Consider the following 20,645-nt stretch of genomic DNA (forward strand, 5'->3'; position numbering starts at 1 on the left):
CTCGTATTCGTTTAAAAGTATAGCTGATACACGCTCAATTTGAAAGGGTTTTACAAAAATAATGAAAGCGTTTTCTTGAAGTGTGGAATGATCCAGATAACTTACTTCGACTCGCGTTCGAGTGCTAGCTCCATAAAGCGTTCTAAAAGCTCGCCATACGAAATTCCGACTGTTTTCGCACTGTCCGGGAAAAGACTCAACGGCGTCATTCCAGGCAGCGTGTTCGTTTCTAAAATATACGCTTCTCCCGTTTCCGATACGAGGAAATCAGAACGTGAGTACCCTGAGCAACCGAGGGCACGGTGAGCCATGATAGCCGCTTGTTGCACTTCCATCGTCAACTCATCCGAAATTTCGGCTGGACAAACATGAATCGAACCACCCTCTGTATACTTCGACTCATAGTCGTAAAACTCATTTTTTGGAATGATTTCAATGACAGGAAGTGCTTCTTCTTTCCCGAAGTTCCCGATGACCGGTACCGTCAGTTCTTTTCCTTTAATGTACTGCTCGACTAATACCGCTGAATCACATGCAAATGCTCGATCAATTCCCGCACGTAACATCGACTCGTCCATCGCAATCGTCAAACCGTTCGAAGAACCTTCTTGTGCAGGCTTGACGACACACGGAAACTCATTTCCCCACTCAGCTACTTTCGCATCAATCGAATCCACAGATTCAATTAACACGTCGCGCGCCACTCGGATGCCTGATGCTGCGAAGATGATTTTCGCTCGTGCCTTATCCATCGCAAGAGCAGATGCCAAGACACCTGACCCTGTGTACGGGATTCCCGCCATTTCTAACAATGATTGGACGCGACCATCTTCGCCATACTTCCCGTGTAATGCGCTGACGACGACATCGACATCTAACGTCAATAACTCGTTCGCGCGTTCTGGATGAAAATCGATTGCCGTGACCTCATGGCCACGCTCCGTCAATGCCTCAATCATCCCTTGTCCACTTGTGAGGGATACCTCACGTTCTCCTGACACTCCACCATACAATACAGCGACCTTCATTCCAATCTCTCCTTCAACTAACTACTGAAAATTCATGTCTAATCATAACACGGACATGTCAAAAACAATAGAAACAGAAAAGTAAAAAAGCCGTACTTATGCGAATGCATCGTACAGCTCTTTCACAGCCTGTTCAGTTTGAATCGTTTTTCCATATTCCATCATGACGTACGGACTGACCGTGGTCGTCTTTCCATATTCGGATAAAATGGCAGCGAGACGCTCTTCCACTTTCTCAGGTAGCACTTCCACGAAGTGAAGATAGTACCGTCCCTCATAGTGATAAAGTGCTCCGCCCTGCTCAGTCTCATGTATATGTGGAAACAGTTGAATCGACGCGTTAATCACATCTTCAATATCATCAAACTGATAAATCAAATGATGGATGACATCAATTGTGAGTCGAATCTCAACTTGCTCGACATCAAGCTCTGCTATGGCCTCACCTTTTTGAACATCGATGACGAGACCATCACGAGGAAACATCGTCACATTCAAATCGACCGCTCCTTGTGGAGAGAATCCGTATTCACTCTCTGCTGTTTCAAGTAATTCTTTCCACAGCTGTTGACCGTTTTCCCCCACGATCGTATCGATAGCGATCCCACGTAACGAAAGCTCATTCGCAGTCACATATACACGAAGATGTTCTTTTGTTTGTTTTTCAAATCTCAATCGAAAACCTCCAGTGAATATTCAATCCTACTAATAAGCTACTCCCGTTTTAATCCCGTGTCAAATAGTTGATAACCATTTCGTCCACTCTTCTGGCGTATCACCAAGAAATGCATCATCGAACCGACTCCGTTCGAGGCTGACCGCATATCCTCCCGCCCCAATCTTTAATGTAGGGTGCTCTTCTTGAATATAATGCATCGCCTCTAACAAGTTCGGGATATGGTCCGTTAACGTGCATGCGAAAATAAGGCAAGATGTGTCGATGTCGTGCAGCGCCTTGCTTAAATCTTCTTTCGGGAAGCCCGCTCCTAAAAAGATGACGTCGTACCCATGTTGGCGCAAATAAAGTGTGACAAACAACAATCCGATTTCATGCATCTCACCCGGTGCACAGACACAAGTGACTCGTGGAAGAAATGGGTTCATCGGCATTTGAAGTGACAACGTAGAGAGACGTGCCCGTAAAAACGCCGTGGCGAAGTGCTCATGGGCAATCGTAATCGTTCCTTGCTCCCACTTTGAACCTATATCCATCAGTAACGGTCCAATGATATCTTTTGTGACCTTTTCAAAACTGAACGTATTGAACGCACGATTGATTAGATCATGCGCGGTCCGCTCATCAAAAGAAAGCAATGCCTGAAGCAGAGCATCCTTTAACTCTTCATCGTAAAGCTTCGCAGACGTCGGTTCTGGTTCAGGAGCTTGGTGGAGTTGTTGGATTGCTTGTGAGACCGTCAACCCTTCTTTTTGCTTGTCTACCACCCATTTAATTTTCTCGACATCTTGATCTGAATACAGGCGGTGACCTGATTCGGTCCGGCTCGGTACGATAAATTGATATCGCCGTTCCCAAGCTCGAATGGTCGTTGGATTGACACCGGTCAACGTCGCCACAGTTTTAATGGAGTATTTCGGCATCTCCGCCCTCCTCTCCTATTCGTTCTATGATATAAGTATATCCTCAATTAAAGAGGTTTACCCCTTTTATTGTGCAATCGAGTATTTTCCCAAAATAAAAAAGGCACGGACCATGTCCGCACCCTTCTTAAAAAATGGCATCTCGCCCGATATATATGAAAATGAGAATAATCGCTAACATGGCGAAGGTTAGAGTCATCGCCAACGGGCGCTTCATTAAGTTATCATTCAACTTCCTCTTCCGTTCATGCTCTTGCCTCTCCGATCGAGACGGCAGCGTGTCCGCCAACTGCTCGCGTAAAGAATCTGCCTGATTCCGATGTCGCAACGTATGCCCTCCTTTACCTTTTTTATCATTTTACTATGATATTATTCAAAGGAAAAGATTTGCGTCAACCGTATTTTCCATTCTGTCACATTTTTTCGAACAATTTGCGGTGTCTCAGGAAACTCAATTGTCCCACACACATCACAACATTCCTCTTGGTCGATTGTCGGCTCCGAAAAATAACGGAGTAAATAATCACGTCGGCACGTTCGGATAAGTGCATAATCCATCATCTGTCCGAGCTGACGATAGCGATCACGTTTTCTTTCTTTTACCCAATCGAGCGCCTCTTGAAGCGAACGTTCAGACAGCATCTGCTTTAAAAGAAGGAATTTCGGGTCTTCTTCGTTCATCCTCAATAAGCGGGGTAATTGCGAAAGTGTCGTGCCATTTTCACACTCAAAGTATGCTAAGCGAATCTCTTCGTCTTTTGGATATTGACCATCAATCAAAAATTGTTGAATGCGTTCATCTCCATCCGCATAGAGGAGGACAGCAAACGCCGGCTCTCCATCACGACCCGCTCGTCCAATCTCCTGCATATACGCTTCCACCGTTGCAGGGATTTGATAGTGAATGACAGAACGAACGTTGTCTTTGTTCACGCCCATCCCGAATGCACTCGTACACACCATGACCGACACTTCATTACGTAAAAATTGAGATTGGACGAGTCGTCGGTCTTCCGTTGACATGCCGCCGTGATAAAATAACGCGTCGTCTAGTTCAAATGCCAACGCTTCCGCTTCTCGACGCGTCGCCGTATAGACGACTGCCGGTTTTGGAACGTCTCTCACCAATTCTTTTAGCCGTTCAAGTTTCTTTTCTTTTTCAAGTCGTTCGACCATCAAGCGAATTTCTGGTCGATTCGCGGAATGCACGAACTGCTCCGGTGAAAAGAGTGCCAACTTCTCAATGATATCTTGCTTCACGCTCTCAGGAGCCGTCGCTGTGACGGCCATGCATTGAGGACTCCCGATTTGTTTGCGTAGTTCGCCTAAGCGCGCATATTCTGGTCTAAACTCATGACCCCATTGTGAGATACAGTGCGCCTCGTCAATGACGAGCATTTGAATCTTCACATTTGAGAGTGCGCGTGTAACGTACGGAACGGCCAACTGTTCGGGGGAGAGATATAAAAATCGATAACGTTTCAAATGATTGATAATTTCTTGTTTTTCTTCAGAAGACTCCATCGACGTCAAACGTGCGACACCACGTTCTCCCCGCTCTCGGATATGGAGCATTTGGTCTTCTATTAAAGAGAGGAGAGGTGAGACGATGACCGTCAATCCCCCATTTTTGATGTACGAAGGGAGTTGAAACGTCAAGGATTTCCCTGCCCCTGTCGGCATGACGGCTAATACATCTTGCCCTTCGACAACGGAATGGATGATTTCATGTTGCCCAGGACGAAACGAATCATATCCGAACACGCGTTTCAATGTCGATTCATACAAATGTCTCACCTCGTTTCAACCTTGCGAACACAAGGCGTATTTGAAAGTAACTCACGTTGCCCATCTTTTCGAAGATAGGTTTCAAAGCCCAGCTCTCCGGGTCTCGCAATTTCTCGATTGTGACGATATCGTCGCTCGGCACAAATTGATCAAGGGGAAAGGTGTTTAAATACATTGCCATCTCCACCACATGATCCTCGATCGTACTCGTTCGTAGTCGTCGGCGAGACTGAACTTGTTGAAACGAATAGCCTTTGAGAAAGAGATCATACGATTCACGCGCCGAAAAGGTCATTCGCTCAGTCGACAACCCATACGTGAAACCACGAAGCTTCGCCTCTTTCGGCAACACAGTTAACAGTTCATTCCATCCTGCTAAAAAATAAAGGCGAGCCGCCTCCGAATCGACATCAAGGAGACTGGCGATTTGTTCATAGGTCAGACCGGTCTCAAAGGCTCCCGTAAATCGATAGACGACCGCTGTCGCATATGGATCTCCAATGATGTCAAGCGCGGCCTCGATCTCATGATGGAATGTTTGCATAAGCACCTTCCAATCTCGATCGATCTGTAACAACTGTTTGACCCACTGTTCCGCGGGTCGATCGGCTTGAACGGGATAAAACGTCCTCTCATGTTCTCTAGACATGAATGTCTGGACAAAGAGACTCAAACGTTTCCACGTCGTCACATTATAATCACGGCGCTCTCCCCCTAAACGATTGAATAAATCTTTAACCGTTTCAGGTGAAGACAATAGGTTTCCCGCTTCTGTCAGTTTAAATTGTTTGCGGTCCAACCATCCCCGCTTTTCAAATCCTTTTAATAAAGACTCATATGAGTACGTCGTTTGAGGAAATTGCCCAAAAACAGGCTCTAGCTCATAAAAGAACGCGTCTTGTAACGTCGTGGCCGAGCGCTTTCCGTTCAAGACATGGAACAGGCTACGTTCACTCCGTTCCCCGTTTAATCGCTTAATGGCCAGCAGTAAAACTCCATCTGCTAAATGAACCAAGTCGTCACATCCTTAAAAAAATCATTATCCTACCAAAAAGACACTCGTTTCCTCATTGAAATAATTGGGTATGTAGACTACAATTACTCGTAGACAGTAGATTGATTTCTAAGAGAAACGAACCGTTTGGAGGGTTATTATCATGGCAAAATTTACTATCGTCGATAAAGATACATGTATCGCATGCGGAGCTTGTGGCGCAGCAGCACCAGATATTTACGATTACGATGATGAAGGTCTCGCATTCAACTTGATGGATGACAACACAGGTACTGTGGAAATCCCTGACGAGTTGTACGAAGACATGATGGATGCATTCGAAGGGTGCCCGACCGATTCAATCAAAGTGGCAGACGAATCGTTCGATGGCGATGCATTGAAGTACGAATAAACTTGGAAAGACATATTGGTCAGATGACCGATATGTCTTTTTTTGATCCGCTTCTCCGTTCCATTCTAATCATGACAGCTCTAGCCAAGTATAACAAAAAAGGTTGTTCGGCTTAAGCACCAAACAACCTTTTCATAATGGACATATGTCCTATTCCGAATTAACGTTTTCCTTTAATATATGGAATACCGACCGACTTCGGTGCATCCGCACGACCGACGAGTCCAGCGAGCGCTAGAATCGTGAGGGCATAAGGTGCAATCAAAAGTAATAGTTGCGGCACGTTATTGATGACAGGCAAGTTGCTTCCGATAATCGATAGCGCTTGGGCGAACCCAAAGAATAATCCAGCGCCGAGCGCTCCGAGTGGATTCCACTTCCCGAAGATCATTGCGGCAATCGCCAAGAATCCTTGACCAACGATTGTCGTTCCACTGAAGTTCGTCGTAACCGTGACGGCGTATACCGCTCCGGCAAGACCACCAAACGCACCAGAAAGCATGACGCCCATGAAGCGCATTTTTGTGACGTTGATTCCCATCGTGTCAGCGGCCATCGGGTGTTCTCCGACTGAGCGAAGACGTAGTCCGAACGGCGTCTTGAAGATAACGAACCAGACGACAAACGCTAAAGCGATGGCAACGAATGACGTGTATTGCACGTTAATGAAGAACATTTTTAATACAGGAATATCTGATAAAAATGGTACGTTCTCCTTCGCAATACGGTACTCAATAAAGTCAGTTTGACCTTTGTTGTAAAGCACACGCACAACGAAGATGGCGAGACCGATCGCAAGCATGTTGATCGCTACTCCAAGAACCGTTTGGTCTGCACGCCATAGGATGGCCGGAACAGCCAAGAAGAGCGAGAAGAGCGCACCGACTACCATCGCAACGAGCAAGGAGATCCATGGGCTAAATGCACCGGCTCCTAAGTCTGTTAACGTAAGCGTCGTGATGATCCCTGTTGCGGCACCGATAATCATAATACCTTCAAGGGCAATGTTAACGACACCAGAGCGCTCACTGAAGATTCCACCGAGTGCTGCAATAATGAGTGGAGTCGCATAGGCAAGTGCAACCGGTACGACGATATAGAGGACTTCTAAGAAGCTCATTTTTTCTCCACTCCTTTCTTACGATTTCCTTTAAGTTTCTCAACGACATAATTAATGGCGTAACCAGATGCCACAAAGATGACGATTGCTGCGATGATGACTTTGACAAGTTCAGACGGTACGTTCGCACCGAGCTGCATCGCCAATCCACCGATGTTTAATCCAGCAAATAGAATCGCTGCGAGAATGACACCGATCGCTGTGTTGGCACCAAGAAGAGCTACTGCGATCCCGTCAAACCCGACACCTGTGAACGATGCGGAAAGTGTCATACTACCGAACGTCCCGAGACCTTCCATCGCACCTGCGAGACCTGCGAACATCCCTGAGATGACAAACGAAAGGACGATGTTACGGTCAACGCTCATCCCCGCATATTGAGAGGCATGTTTGTTGAAACCGACTGCACGCAACTCATAACCGAGTGTCGTACGCTGAAGGATATAGTAGTACACAATCGCTGCGAGCACCGCAACGAGGACACCCCAGTGAAGACGTGAGTACGTCGTCAACTCTTGCAACCACGGTGACGCAAGCGATGCCGATTCGTTGATTGAATCTGTACGTTCGTTCGTCACACCGATGACGTTACGCAAAATCGCGTTTGTCGTATAAAGCGCGATATAGTTCATCATGATAGATGTGATGACTTCATGGACGTAAAACTTCGCTTTCAAGAATCCAGGAACGAAAGCCCAAAGTGCTGCTGCGACCATCGCTGCGAGAAGTGCAAGCGGTAAATGGATGAACATCGGCAAATCGAAGTTGATCCCTACATATACAGCTGCTACCCATCCGATCAATACTTGACCTTCTACCCCGATGTTGAATAGCCCGGTCCGGAATGCGAAGGCAACCGCGAGACCTGAGAAGATAAGTGGTGCTGCTGCTCGTAACGTTTCTCCGACGGCATATGGGCTTCCAAACATCCCTTCAAACAAGGAGATAAAGCCTTGAATCGGGTCGTATCCACCAATCAACATGACGATGGCTCCGACGAGAAGTCCTAAAATGATGGATAGGAATGGAATGAGAAGTTGATTTAAACTTAATTTTTTCATTCTTTGTCGTCCCCTCTCTGACCGCCGGCCATCAAGAAGCCAAGCTCTTGTTCCGTCGTCTCTTTCGGATCACGAATTCCTACGATTTTTCCTTCATAAAGAACGGCAATCCGGTCGGATACGTGTAAAATCTCATCAAGTTCGAACGAAATAAGCAAGACGGCACGGCCTTTTTCACGTTCTTTAACGAGTTGTTCGTGAATGAATTCAATCGCACCGACATCAAGACCACGCGTCGGCTGTGCTGCGATGAGTAAATCAGGTGAACGATCGACCTCACGGGCAATGATTGCTTTCTGTTGGTTACCACCAGAAAGGGCACGCGCCGGAACGTCGATGGATGGAGTTCGGACGTCAAACTTCTCAATCAACGCCTTCGCTTTCTCTGCCACTGCTTTATAATTCATGAGTCCTCGTTTCGAGAACGGTTCTTTGTAGTACGTTTGAAGCACCATGTTGTCACGAATCGAGTAGTCAAGGACGAGACCATGTTTATGACGGTCCTGTGGAATGTGTCCGATGCCAGCTTCCGTCATTTTACGTGGCGTGTGCCCCGTCACATCTTTTCCGTTGAGCAAAACTTTACCCGATTCCGGTTTTTTGAGCCCAGAAATCGCTTCAATCAGTTCTGTCTGACCGTTGCCGTCGATTCCGGCAATCCCGAGTACTTCTCCAGCACGAATCTGAAGGTCTAATCCTTCGACGACTTTCAAACCACGACTGTCTTTAACGACAAGTCCTTGAACGTCGAGAACGACTTGTTGCGGGTCGGCTTTCGAATACTCTGCATCAAAATTGACTTCTCGTCCGACCATCATTTCAGCAAGACTATCTTCGTTAACCGTCTCATCCACTTCAACGGTACCGATGTAACGTCCACGGCGAATGACCGTGCAACGATCTGCGACTTGCATAATTTCCTTCAGCTTGTGCGTGATCAAGATGATCGACTTACCTTCAGCAATCAGACGTTTCATAATTTGGATAAGTTCTTGAATCTCTTGTGGTGTCAACACTGCCGTCGGTTCATCGAAGATCAAAATATCCGCCCCACGATAGAGCGTCTTCAAGATTTCTACACGTTGTTGCATGCCGACTGAAATATCTTCAATCTTGGCATCTGGATCAATCTTAAGTCCATACTGTTCTGAAATATCCATGACCTTTTTACGGGCTGTCGCACGGTCAATCGTCACACCGCTCTTTGGCTCAAGTCCAAGGATGATGTTCTCAGTGACTGTGAATTTTTCAACTAGCATAAAGTGTTGGTGGACCATCCCGATCCCAAGTTCGTTGGCGATGTTCGGGTTTTCAATATCCACTTTCTTTCCGTGCACACGAATCTCTCCGCCTTCAGGCTGATAGAGACCGAATAACACGTTCATGAGCGTCGACTTCCCCGCCCCGTTCTCTCCGAGAAGCGCATGGATTTCTCCTTTGCGCAATTGGAGTGTGATATTGTCGTTCGCAACGAACGTACCGAACTCTTTGCGAATATTTAGCATTTCAATTACATATTCCAAGGAAGTTCACCCCTAACTTTAAGTAAAGGGAGACCACATGGGTCCCCCCTTCACTCAAATGAATTATTTTACGTTTTTCATGAACTCTTCGAACTCAGCGTCAGTTGCTGGTGCAGTGAGTTCTCCGTCAACCAATTGTTGGCGGTACTCTTCAACTTTATCGAGAATCTCTTGTGAAACGTGCTTGTCAGAAGTTTCTGCGATTCCGACACCGTCATCTTTCAAACCGAACTCGATGATTTCGCCGCCTGGGAATTCTCCGTCCATCGTCTGTTTCGATACATCATAAGTAGCTGTATCTACACGTTTAACCATTGAAGTCAACGTAACGTCTTCTGGAAGACCTTCTTCGTACTGGTCACGGTCAACCCCGATTACCCAAACTTCTTCGCCGTTCTTCTTACGGTTTTTCGCTTCTGTGAATACCCCTACACCTGTACCACCAGCTGCGTGATAGATGATGTCCGATCCAGAACCGTACATACCTGAAGCGATTGCTGTTCCTTTTTCAGCCGAGTTGAAGTCTTCTGCATACTTCACGTCGATTGTTGCTTCTGGGTTAACAGCCATGACACCCGCTTTAAATCCATTTTCAAACTTCTTGATCAAGTCTGATTCTACTCCACCGATGAAACCGACTTTATCAGTTGTCGTTGTGAGACCGGCAATGACACCAACGAGGAATGAACCTTCTTGCTCTTTGAACGTGATTGAAGCAACGTTTGGCTTATCAACAACCATATCAACGATTGCGAAGTTGTTGTCTGGGAACTGCTCAGCAACTTTTTGTACGTCTTCAGCCATCAAGAAGCCGATACCGTAGATCAAGTTGAAGTTGTCACGAGCCAATTGTTGCAAGTTTGGCTGGTAGTCCGCTTGTTTAGCTGATTGAAGGTATTTGTATCCTTCGTTTTCAGTCAAGTTGTTGTCTTCACCGAATTTCGTGAGACCTTCCCAAGCAGATTGGTTGAATGATTTGTCATCAACACCGCCAGTATCTGTAACCATTGCTACTTTGAAGTCGCCGCCCTCGCCGCCTTCGCCGTTTGAAGATGAGCCGCCTTCGTTGTCATCTCCACCGCATGCTGCGAGTACTGTAGAGAGTGTGAGTCCTGCTGCTAAAGCTGAGAGAATCGTTTTCTTTTTGTTCATCATCGTCGTGTTTCCCCTTTCGGTTCATAACAAATTTTGTTGTCATGTTATCAGTAGTCTTTACACCGGTATAAGAAAGCGCTTTCACGCTGTTCCCCAAAAATAACTCTTCCGTCAAAAAACTGTTCGGTTACACTCGTTTACGTACGACGTGGAAGTCGAATCGATCAGCTCGGAAAAAGTTGGCCGAATCGAGCAATGGTAAATCACTCTCATCGTAATGCAATTGTTTTAAAGCGAGTAACGGTTGGTCCGTCTGAAGTTGTGACGAAATTTCAGAGCTGACACTCGGTTCGATGTGCGTGATCGCGTATGCGACTCGACGTCCTACCTCTTTTTCGAGAGAGTCAAACAAAGACTTTCCTTCAGTCAATGCCTCAGGATTTGAGACGAGATGGGCCGGCACTTTGTCGACACAATAAACGACCGGTGTGTCATCCGCATATCGAATTCGAACAATCCGATAAATCGGTGAGTTCGGCTCAATCTTGAGACGCTCGGCTTCTCTCTCTGTTGCCAACACTTTCTCGGCCACCAATACTTTCGTTCCTGGTGTCATTTTTGCGCGTGTGATCATATCAGTGACACTGAACAACTCTTCAATCCCTGACGTGAATGGCGGTTTAGAACTAATAAATGTCCCTACTCCATGTTTTCGCACGACAAATTTCTCATCTTCGAGAATTCTTAACGCTTCACGAAGTGTCGCTCGACTTACTCCGAGTTGCTTCGAAAGCTCGAACTCTGAAGGTAACTTCTCACCTTCACGATAGACACCAGCGTCGATATCTTGCTTAATTTTCTCAATCACTCGAAGATAGAGCAATCGATGATCGAGCTTAATCGACATTGGCCTCACCACCTTTAATTTACTTACCAGTGCTCAGACATCTGACGTATGAATGTCCTTGCCAATATTAAGTATAGGGATTCGAGAATTAGAACGCAATAGTTTTTGTTCGGAATCAAGGAAATATTTTAAAAAACCATCTCGAACCGTACCTCTGAGTCCATTTTACCCATTTAGATTCAGTTTGAAAAACTTTTGTAAAATGTAAACGTTATTAAAAAATGTAAGCGTTTCAGTCATTTTTAAAAGTATGTACTAATAAACGTTATAGGACATATGTGCTATATTACATTTATATTATAGCGAACCTCTCTGATTTGCGCGAATATTTCCATATCGTATAAAAAGGAACAAAAAACGAACGATTGTATATCAATATATACAATCGTTCGTTTTAAAATCATTCATCTTGTTCATGAATTAATACTTTTCGTGGTTTCGAACCTTCTGACGGACCTACATATCCCGCCTCTTCAAGCGAGTCAATCAAACGCGCTGCCCGATTATAACCAATTCTAAATCTTCGTTGAATCATTGAGGTCGAAGCCGTTTCCTGGGTAACGATGAATTGAATGACTTCTCCGAACAATGAATCGTCCGAGTCAATCGTCGTCACCTCTTCTTCTTTCGGCATCATCGCTTCTACGTACTGCGCACGTTGCTGTGCGATGACGTGATTGACGACCGTTTCGACCTCTTGATCGGAGACGAACGCTCCTTGGACACGTACTGGCTTGTTCATCCCATTAGCAAGCATGAGCATGTCGCCACGCCCAAGTAGTTTTTCTGCTCCTCCTCCGTCCAAGATTGTACGGGAATCGGTTTGTGATGAGACCGCAAATGCGATGCGAGACGGGATGTTTGCTTTAATGACCCCTGTAATGACGTCAACCGACGGACGTTGTGTCGCCAGTACCATATGAATCCCTGCGGCCCGCGCCATTTGCGCGAGTCGCATGATGGCGTCCTCAACGTCATTTGAAGCAACCATCATCAAATCTGCCAACTCATCGACAATGACGACGATGAAAGGTAGACGTTTTGCATCCTCATCATCGGACTTGTCTACTAGTTCATTGTATCCTTCAATATTGCGGACACCATATCGACTGAACAGCTCATATCGTCTTTCCATCTCGGCAACAACTTGTTTCAGTGCCTGGGCCGCTTTTTTCGGATCTGTGACAACCGGCGTCAACAGATGCGGCACACCATTATAAACATTGAGTTCGACCATTTTTGGATCAATCATCATGAGACGGACCTCATCTGGTCGAGAACGCATCAAGATGGATACAATCATCCCGTTGATACAGACTGATTTACCGGAACCTGTCGATCCTGCTACGAGTAAATGCGGCATTTTATTTAGTGAGATGCCGACAGTCTCCCCACTAATGCTTCGTCCGAGTGCAACGAGCAGTTTCGAATCGTCTTGTTTCACTGGGTCTGCTTCAAGCACTTCTCGTAAACAGACTGGAGCGACTTCCTGGTTCGGTACCTCGATACCAATCGCCGCCTTGCCTGGAATCGGTGCTTCGATTCGAATATCTTTCGCGGCAAGCGCAAGTGCGAGATCATCGCTAAGCGAAGTGATGCGACTGACCTTCACACCAATGTCCGGCTGTAACTCATACTTTGTGACCGTCGGACCAAGGTGAATTTTCAATACTTTCACCCCTACACCAAACGACTTTAGCGTCTTCACTAACTTAGCTGCATTCTCTTTCAGACGCGCATTTTCCCCAGATAAATCGGTGATCACCGGTTCCTTCAGATTGGTGAACGGCGGGAGCTCATACGTATCTGAGACGTCTTGCGCCGCGGTCATCATCATCTCCTCGGTCGAGATCGATTCATCCGTTTCCGTAGACGACTCCTTTTTAGGCTCCTCTTTTTTCTCCGCGACAACTTTCTCACTGAATCCGACGATTGGGATGTCATTCATCGTGACCACATCTGATTCTGACTCCACCTCTAAATCGGCTTCTGCCAGCATCGGCTCAGGCGATGGTTTTCGCGACCGCTTCGGTTCTTGATTTTGCTTATTGTCTTGTTTTTTTTCTGTTTTCGGTCTCGATTGCCATTCTTTTTTCACGGCCATTACGGATTCCTCTAGGCGATGATAGATGGTTCCCCAAATCGTTGGGACATAGAGGGAAACACCGAGGATAAAACAGACGATGCCTAAAAAGATGAGACCAAAATCAGAAAATAAGTATTGGTTTAACCCATAAAGTGCACCGTTGACCCCACCGCGCTCATCTCCCCAAAGTAAATCTCCAAATAGTAGAAATGAGGCGGTCATACTGAGCAGTCCTGCTCGCTCCATCGGTTTCATCGGTTTTAATGCAATCCATAACAGGATGGCAATCATCAAATAGGTGAGCGCACCCCAGCCACCAAACAGGTATTCGGACAAATCAGATAGTTGCCGACCAATCCATCCAAAATCGAATAAGGCAAATACGAATGCGACGATGGAAAGAACGAAAATTCCCCATCCATATGTACGTGGCGCAATCGGCTGTTTTTTCCGTTTTCTCGTGTTGCGCGTTGCTGGTCGCTTCCGCTTCACGGGTGTTTTTCTTGTTTTTTGAGCCACTTTTAGTTCCTCCTAAAAAAAGAAGGCAAAAGTCAGATGACTTTTGCCTCACTCTCATTCCATTAAATCTCCATGATGATCGGCAAGATCATCGGACGACGTTTCGTCTGCTCGAATAAGAAGACGCTAAGTCGCTCGCGGATATTTGATTTCAATTCGGTCCAATCACTGCCAGCTTGCAGACTCTTTTCAATCTGTTTCGTGACAATACGGTTTGCCTCTGAAATCATTTCTTCCGACTCGCGCATATACACAAATCCACGTGAGATGAGTTCAGGTCCTGAAATCAATTTCTTCTGTTTCCGATTCAATGTGACCACGCAAAGCACGACCCCATCTTGTGATAACAAACGACGGTCTCGTAAGACGATGTTCCCGACGTCACCGACGCCAATCCCATCAATCAAAACGTTACCCGCAGGAACTTTTCGGCTCATCCGGGCTTTTCGACCTGTGAACTCGACGACATCTCCTTTTTCGACGATGAAGATGTTGTTCGGTTTGACACCTACTTGTTCAGCGAGTTTCGAGTGCGCCATTTGCATCCGGTATTCCCCGTGAATCGGTAAGAAGTATTTCGGTTTGACGAGGTTGAGCATCAACTTCAACTCTTCTGCCGAACCGTGTCCGGATACGTGAACTTTACGTTGGTTGTAAATGACGTTTGCCCCAGAACGGAACAATAAGTCAATCGTTTTCGAAACCGACTTTTCATTCCCTGGAATCGGTGTCGCCGCAATGACGACTGTGTCGTTCAAACGAATGTTCACTTGCTTATGCGCGTTACGTGCCATACGCGTCAACGCAGCCATCGGCTCTCCTTGAGATCCCGTCGTCAAGATGACGACTTTGTTATCAGGAAGACGATTTACTTGCGACAACTCGACAAGTGTCTTCGCTTTGAAACGTAAGTAGTTTAATTTTTGTGCGACTTCGACGATGTTGACCATACTGCGGCCAACAACCGCTACTTTACGATCATTCGCTTCTGCAGCTGCGAAAACTTGTTGTAAACGATGGACGTTCGACGCGAATGACGCTACGATGACACGACCTTCGGCTTGATAAATCACATCGTTCAATTCAGCACCGACAATCGATTCTGAACCAGTTTGACCCGGACGCTCTGCGTTTGTCGAATCAGAAAGTAACGCAAGTACACCGCGCTGTCCAATCGCTGCTAATTTATTGAAATCGGATTGTTTCCCATCGACTGGCGTATAATCAAACTTGAAATCTCCGGTATGGACGATTGCACCTTGAGATGTTTGAATACAAACACCGACACAGTCGGGAATCGAGTGATTGACGCGGAAGAACGTGACGAGATGATCAGCGATAGTCAATTTCGTTTTGGCATCAATCATGCGAAGGTCGACTTCTTTCAACAAACCGGCCTCTTTTAATTTCAGTTCAATTAACCCGAGAGTCAATTTTGTCCCATATACCGGAACGTGTTTTAAATCGCGTAAGACGTAGCTGAGTCCACCAATGTGGTCTTCGTGACCGTGTGTGATGAAAATCGCTCGGACGCAATCCTTGTTTTCTTTTAAATAAGTGATGTCTGGGATGACGATATCAATCCCGAGCATCTCATCGCCTGGAAACATGAGACCGGCATCGATGACGAAGATGTCGTCGTCTAGCTCCACGACGTACATGTTCTTTCCGATTTCGCCTACGCCTCCAAGCGCAAAGACGCTAATATTCTCTGTCTTCTTTTTTGACACTAACAAAAACCTCCTAAATGTTTCATATTCTGTTTCGTCCCTTATCGCTACTGAATATTGTATCGGAAAACGGCTTCATTGCCAACATTTCCGTTCAATCTAGTAGAGGTTTTAGAGTATCGGCAAGCGGTGCGACCGCTTCTTTGTCCGGGCGTTTCCCTGCGTCAAGTTGTCGGATGGACAAGTCAAAGTCCATTTGGAGATGTGGATAGTCAGGGAATGAGTTCCAGTCGCCTCCCCATTCAAAACCAAGCGCCTTTCCTAATTCTCCGAGCTCTTGCCAGTCTGGTATATCGTTACGATTGCGGTCCGTACTTAAGTCATAATCCGTTTTATTGTCATGGATGATGACAAAGTCGACTGCAAGTCCATAATTATGATAGCTCTGACCTGCTTTTGCGTTCGTCACGACTTGTCCAGGTTCAGACCGACCTTGCGCATATAATGCGTTCTGTTCTTTTGCTGAACGATACCCTGACGTCAATCGAACTTCGAGATCGAGACAAGAATGTGCCAAGCGCACAAAGATTGCTCCCCGTTCCGCAACTTGCGGATGAAGTCGGTCGAAATCAATATTGGTTCTTGCCAAAATTGTATTTTCTGCCTCTATGTCCCGCACACACATGTTCGCTTCAAACGTCGGCTCATCCACCCAAGGTACAGGTTGGGGCTGCATATAAAAATAAGCCAGCACAATCCCAATCAAGAAGGCGACCATCGCAAGTGATAACACGCCGGTCCACCTCATCTTCTTAACCGTTTACGCAGTCCTTTAAGGATTGGTAATCCTTTTTCGAGTGCCAGATATAGAGGACGGTTTAAAACGAGGTCGAACTCTCCGACTTTCTCAATCATGTCACTTCCCCATCCGGACTTGAAGGCATAGAGACCCGCATATTCATCATCTGGGTCTGTGCTGCCTGAGACGCCGCCGAAGTCATATCGTTCAGCTCCGCTCTCTTTCGCCGCTTGCATCATCGTCCACTGCATCAAATGGTTCGGCATGAACTCACGGAACTCATTCGATGAGGCACCATATAAGTAATACGAACGTCGTCCTGCAAGTGTCAATAGCCCACCTGACAACACGAGTCCATCCGGATAAGTCTTGTTCAGTTCGATGAGCTCAGGTAACGCCTGCTCAGCTTTTTGAATTTGAGCCCCTGTCTGTTCTTTACGGTTAAGAAGGCTTGTCCGTTTCTTTTCGACCGTCTCCTTCTCTAAACCACGTTCAATCTTTTCCAACTCTTTTTTTGCTTTTTCAAGCGTCGCTTGTTGCTGATCGAGCGCAATTTTCGGTTCGAGCTTTGTCAAAAAGAGTCGTGCATCGTTCGGTTGGAGACAATCATATAGATTCTCAAAATAATCGAGACCTCGAATGGCAAATCCATCACGTTCTCCCGTCACTTTCATGAGGTCGGCAAACGTTTTTAACCCGTCTCGCCCGACTTCTTTACAGACGATGCCTTTCTTCTCCGCTAACCGGACGTTATAACGGAATTTATGATGGAATTTCGCAAAGATTTCTTTTTCACTCGGTCGTAAATCTGTCTCCATCGTGAAACGAGGTTGCGCATAGTCAAAGCCACCCCCGTACCCTTTATGATGAAATCCGACGGCTTCCATTTCCGTTAAGAGGCCCGGGATCTCATCACGGTCGATGTTTGGATCGATTTTGACGACAATCGCCTTGTGATTTGCAGCGACTCGCTTCGTCTCTTTTACAAGTGCCTGGAGAGACGCCACGTCATCATAATCCACTACAAATCCGCGTGGGGCATAACATAACGTATACGGTAATTTCGGCACGCGCTTAAATAACAGTAACGCCGCACCGGTCGTTAAGCCGTCACGGGCAACCGCAACGCGCTCCGACGTCCATCCGTTCTGTCGTTTTACATCTCCCCAACTTGATAGTTGTAATAAATCACCACGATCATGTGCTTTGACGAAGTCGTCATGTTCTTTTTCTGTCAACGTAATTGGTTGTACTGCCATAAATCATGCTTCCTCCGTATTCAAAATGGTCGCTCGGGCAATCGCCTCTTCGTCGAGTGGCAATTTCTCGTTTCCGATAATTTGATATTTTTCATGCCCTTTTCCTGCTAACACGATGATATTATCTGGTTTGGCTAAACTTGCCGCGTAACGGACTGCTTCTTCCCGGTCGCCGATTTCCACATAGTTGTCATGTGTCATTCCGGCCGCAATTCCTTTTGTAATGGATTCATATGCTTCGAAACGCGGGTCGTCCGTTGTAATAATGACTGTCCCAGCGTAAGTCGATGCCATCTCACCCATTGCCGGACGTTTTGTCACGTCACGGTTTCCGCCTGTACCGATTAAAAAGACAATCTTCTCTTTTGGTACACCGACGAGCGATTTCAAACATTGTTCGATGCCGTCGGGTGTATGGGCATAGTCTGCGTATACGTTATACCCAGGCACGTCTAGGCGCTGCATGCGTCCTTTGGCTGGATGAATCATTTCAAGCGCTCTAGCGATTTGTTCTAATGAGTATCCTGCTGCGAGGAGGCAACCTGTCGCAAGCAACAAATTATACACGTTGAAACGACCGATAAACTGTACGGTCACCGGTAGGCGTTTGCCTTGATAGTTCAACACAAAGCTCGTTTGAGACAACGTCTGTTCAATCTCTGACGCCATTAAATCGGCCGTTGTGTCGATTCCGTATGTCAACACTTTAGCACCTGTCATCGTCTCATAGAGAGCGCTCTGTGCATCATCCGCATTCAAGACGGCAACCTTCCCACGTGATGCCATTTGACCAAGTTGAGCGAACAACAATCCCTTTGCACGGGCGTAATTTTCAAACGTTCCATGAAAATCGAGATGATCGTGCGTCAAATTCGTAAATCCGACGATATCAAAATCCGTACCGATGACACGACCGAGTTCAAGACCGTGTGAAGAGACTTCCATCATGACGTCCGTCACACCTTCATCACGCATTTGTGCCAGTAGTTGTTGCAGTTCTGAGCTTTGCGGTGTCGTATTCTTGCTCGGTACGACCTTGTCATTGATTCGTACCTCGACAGTGCCGATCAGGCCAGTCGAGTGTCCGAGAACGTCTAGGACATCTCGTAAAATCGTGGTCGTCGTCGTTTTACCATTCGTTCCAGTGATTCCAAACAGTCGCATCTGTTCAGAAGGATACGCATAAAACGCCGAAGCCAAAAGTCCGACCGAGCGAGAACTGTCACGCACAATCAAGTTTGGAACCGATAGTTCGAGCGGTCGTTCACTAACAACTGCCACTGCCCCTCGTTCCACTGCTTGAGTCGCATATTCATGTCCATCGACCGTATAGCCTTTGATGGCGACAAACAACGTTCCTGGGACTACTTCCCGAGAATCGGTTGTCACGTGAGTCACCACGATGCCTTCAAGATTTGGTTGGTTAATGAGTTGTATCGTCTTCACTAAGTCCGTTAAGTTCAAGTCTTTCCCTTCTTTCACCTGTATCCTATCCAAACTAAAGAATACCTCTTAATCAGTGTAGAGAACTTACAATTCGGTTTCAAGTCACGCTTCGTTTGGGAGGACGTATGACTTCGCTGGCTGATGTGTCAACACTTCACGAATCAACGCATTGACCTCATCACGCTTGATTTTCTCCACTTTTTGAATCACTTGTTCAATCGGCTCCACTTCATCAAGTAGTAACAAGTTCCGACCATTCCGATTCATCCGAGCGCTCGAGCTTTCATTCCCGAGAACGAGCGAACCTTTCAATTGGCGTTTCCCTTTATCGACTTCTTCATCCGTCAATCCTTCTTCGAACAAACGCTTCAATTCTCTTTCTAAAATGACTTCGACTTGATTCAACGTGTCTGAAGATGTTCCGACATAGATTGTAAACGTCCCATGATCGGCGAACGTCGTATAGTACGAATAAATCGAATAGGCCAGACCTTCTTCTTCACGAATCGATTGAAATAACCGTGAGGACATCGTTGCACCGATGGCGTTGTTCATCAGTGCCAAGTGCGGTAAACGATCATCCGTTGCCGAGATGGCCTCATAGTTCCAACAGAGATGTGCTTGCTCTGTCTCCTTACGTTTCGTCAACGTATCATGGAACAGTTCTGGTTGATTGAGTTCTTTCGACGATTCCCTAGAAGGGATGTTGGCAAACCTACGCTTCACTGCCTCCATCAACTCTTCAGAAACATGTCCTGCGATGGAGACGACGATTTCTTCTGCCACATACCGTTCTTGTAAATAATCGACGAGTTGGTCGCGTGTCAATCGATTGACGCTCTCCTCCGTTCCAAGGATTGGTTGTGCGAGAATATCGTCACGGTATGCTGCAACTGCCAATAGCTCATGTACGAGATCTTCAGGCGTATCCTCATACATTTTGATTTCTTCCACGACGACACGTTTCTCTTTTTCGAGTTCTGTCTCATCGAGTACCGAATCAAATAACATGTCCGTCAAGACGTCGAGCGCCATGACCGCATGCTCGTCGAGCGTCTTCACGTAAAAACAAGTATGGTCTTTTGAGGTGAAGGCATTGACGCTTCCACCAAGTTCATCGAAAAAGGAAGCGATTTCTTTCGCGTTTTTCGTCGATGTTCCTTTAAATAACATATGTTCAATCAAATGACTGATTCCGATGTTTTCAAATGACTCTGTTCGTGTCCCAGCTTTAATAAAGACACCTGTTGACGTACTGCGAGAACCTTCAATCGGTTCGATGATGACGCGGATACCATTTTGTAGTGTCATCCATTCCATATTCTCACTCCTATGAAAA

The 20,645-nt window shown here is 46.3% G+C and carries 17 protein-coding genes; 1 reads left to right on the forward strand and 16 read right to left on the reverse strand.

Translation table 11 applies throughout. The features are described from left to right. Nucleotides 1-101: 101 nt before the first annotated feature. From KNO99_RS03800 to KNO99_RS03820, 5 genes are all read right to left on the reverse strand, one after another. Entirely contained in the window at nt 102-1,028 is a 927-nt protein-coding gene (locus tag KNO99_RS03800; RefSeq protein ID WP_214745394.1) for a D-alanine--D-alanine ligase, read from the reverse strand. Nucleotides 1,029-1,124: 96 nt separating this feature from the next. Next, nucleotides 1,125-1,703, reverse strand: a complete 579-nt coding sequence (locus tag KNO99_RS03805; protein WP_074034646.1) for an adaptor protein MecA — start codon at nt 1,701-1,703, stop codon at nt 1,125-1,127. A 60-nt stretch (nt 1,704-1,763) separates the two neighbouring features. After that, the gene (locus tag KNO99_RS03810; RefSeq protein ID WP_214745396.1) at nt 1,764-2,627 is read right to left on the reverse strand and encodes a MerR family transcriptional regulator; all 864 of its coding nucleotides are present in this window, start codon (nt 2,625-2,627) and stop codon (nt 1,764-1,766) included. Between the two features lie 369 nt (nt 2,628-2,996). Further along, nucleotides 2,997-4,424, reverse strand: coding sequence for a RecQ family ATP-dependent DNA helicase (locus KNO99_RS03815; RefSeq protein WP_339962320.1), 1,428 nt, complete (start codon nt 4,422-4,424; stop codon nt 2,997-2,999). Continuing rightward, a complete protein-coding gene (locus tag KNO99_RS03820; protein WP_214745398.1) occupies nt 4,408-5,430 on the reverse strand; it encodes a YpbB family protein in 1,023 nt (340 codons plus the stop codon). The genes KNO99_RS03815 and KNO99_RS03820 overlap by 17 nt, the downstream gene beginning before the upstream one ends. A gap of 142 nt (nt 5,431-5,572) precedes the next feature. On the opposite strand from KNO99_RS03820, the gene KNO99_RS03825 reads away from it, so the two are divergent. After that, nucleotides 5,573-5,821 (forward strand): ferredoxin, encoded by a 249-nt coding sequence (locus KNO99_RS03825; protein WP_074034651.1) that lies wholly within the window; start codon nt 5,573-5,575, stop codon nt 5,819-5,821. Between the two features lie 160 nt (nt 5,822-5,981). Here the strand turns inward: KNO99_RS03825 and KNO99_RS03830 are convergent, their stop codons facing one another. The 11 genes from KNO99_RS03830 to KNO99_RS03880 form a co-directional block, all read right to left on the reverse strand. Then, nucleotides 5,982-6,941, reverse strand: coding sequence for an ABC transporter permease (locus KNO99_RS03830; RefSeq protein ID WP_214745401.1), 960 nt, complete (start codon nt 6,939-6,941; stop codon nt 5,982-5,984). Next, the gene (locus KNO99_RS03835) at nt 6,938-8,002 is read right to left on the reverse strand and encodes an ABC transporter permease (protein ID WP_214745404.1); all 1,065 of its coding nucleotides are present in this window, start codon (nt 8,000-8,002) and stop codon (nt 6,938-6,940) included. The genes KNO99_RS03830 and KNO99_RS03835 overlap by 4 nt, the downstream gene beginning before the upstream one ends. Continuing rightward, nucleotides 7,999-9,525, reverse strand: coding sequence for an ABC transporter ATP-binding protein (locus tag KNO99_RS03840; protein WP_214745406.1), 1,527 nt, complete (start codon nt 9,523-9,525; stop codon nt 7,999-8,001). Before KNO99_RS03840 ends, KNO99_RS03835 begins: the two co-directional genes overlap by 4 nt. Nucleotides 9,526-9,588: 63 nt before the next feature. Then, on the reverse strand, nt 9,589-10,677 hold the full coding sequence (locus KNO99_RS03845) for a BMP family lipoprotein (protein WP_214745675.1): 1,089 nt from the start codon (nt 10,675-10,677) through the stop codon (nt 9,589-9,591). A gap of 130 nt (nt 10,678-10,807) precedes the next feature. Further along, nucleotides 10,808-11,527 (reverse strand): GntR family transcriptional regulator, encoded by a 720-nt coding sequence (locus tag KNO99_RS03850; protein ID WP_074034655.1) that lies wholly within the window; start codon nt 11,525-11,527, stop codon nt 10,808-10,810. Nucleotides 11,528-11,927: 400 nt separating this feature from the next. Beyond that, nucleotides 11,928-14,132 (reverse strand): FtsK/SpoIIIE family DNA translocase, encoded by a 2,205-nt coding sequence (locus KNO99_RS03855; RefSeq protein ID WP_214745408.1) that lies wholly within the window; start codon nt 14,130-14,132, stop codon nt 11,928-11,930. Between the two features lie 62 nt (nt 14,133-14,194). Then, nucleotides 14,195-15,862 (reverse strand): ribonuclease J, encoded by a 1,668-nt coding sequence (locus KNO99_RS03860; RefSeq protein WP_214745410.1) that lies wholly within the window; start codon nt 15,860-15,862, stop codon nt 14,195-14,197. 94 nt (nt 15,863-15,956) lie between these two features. Continuing rightward, a complete protein-coding gene (locus tag KNO99_RS03865; RefSeq protein WP_371743039.1) occupies nt 15,957-16,595 on the reverse strand; it encodes a M15 family metallopeptidase in 639 nt (212 codons plus the stop codon). 11 nt (nt 16,596-16,606) lie between these two features. Then, nucleotides 16,607-17,860, reverse strand: coding sequence for a lipid II:glycine glycyltransferase FemX (locus tag KNO99_RS03870; protein ID WP_214745413.1), 1,254 nt, complete (start codon nt 17,858-17,860; stop codon nt 16,607-16,609). A 3-nt stretch (nt 17,861-17,863) separates the two neighbouring features. Then, nucleotides 17,864-19,324, reverse strand: a complete 1,461-nt coding sequence (locus KNO99_RS03875) for a UDP-N-acetylmuramoyl-L-alanyl-D-glutamate--2,6-diaminopimelate ligase (RefSeq protein ID WP_251130939.1) — start codon at nt 19,322-19,324, stop codon at nt 17,864-17,866. An 84-nt stretch (nt 19,325-19,408) separates the two neighbouring features. Next, the gene (locus tag KNO99_RS03880) at nt 19,409-20,626 is read right to left on the reverse strand and encodes a M16 family metallopeptidase (protein ID WP_214745415.1); all 1,218 of its coding nucleotides are present in this window, start codon (nt 20,624-20,626) and stop codon (nt 19,409-19,411) included. Nucleotides 20,627-20,645: the final 19 nt, after the last annotated feature.

This window comes from Exiguobacterium sp. s189, from assembly GCF_018617615.1.
GTDB lineage: Bacteria > Bacillota > Bacilli > Exiguobacteriales > Exiguobacteriaceae > Exiguobacterium > Exiguobacterium aestuarii_A.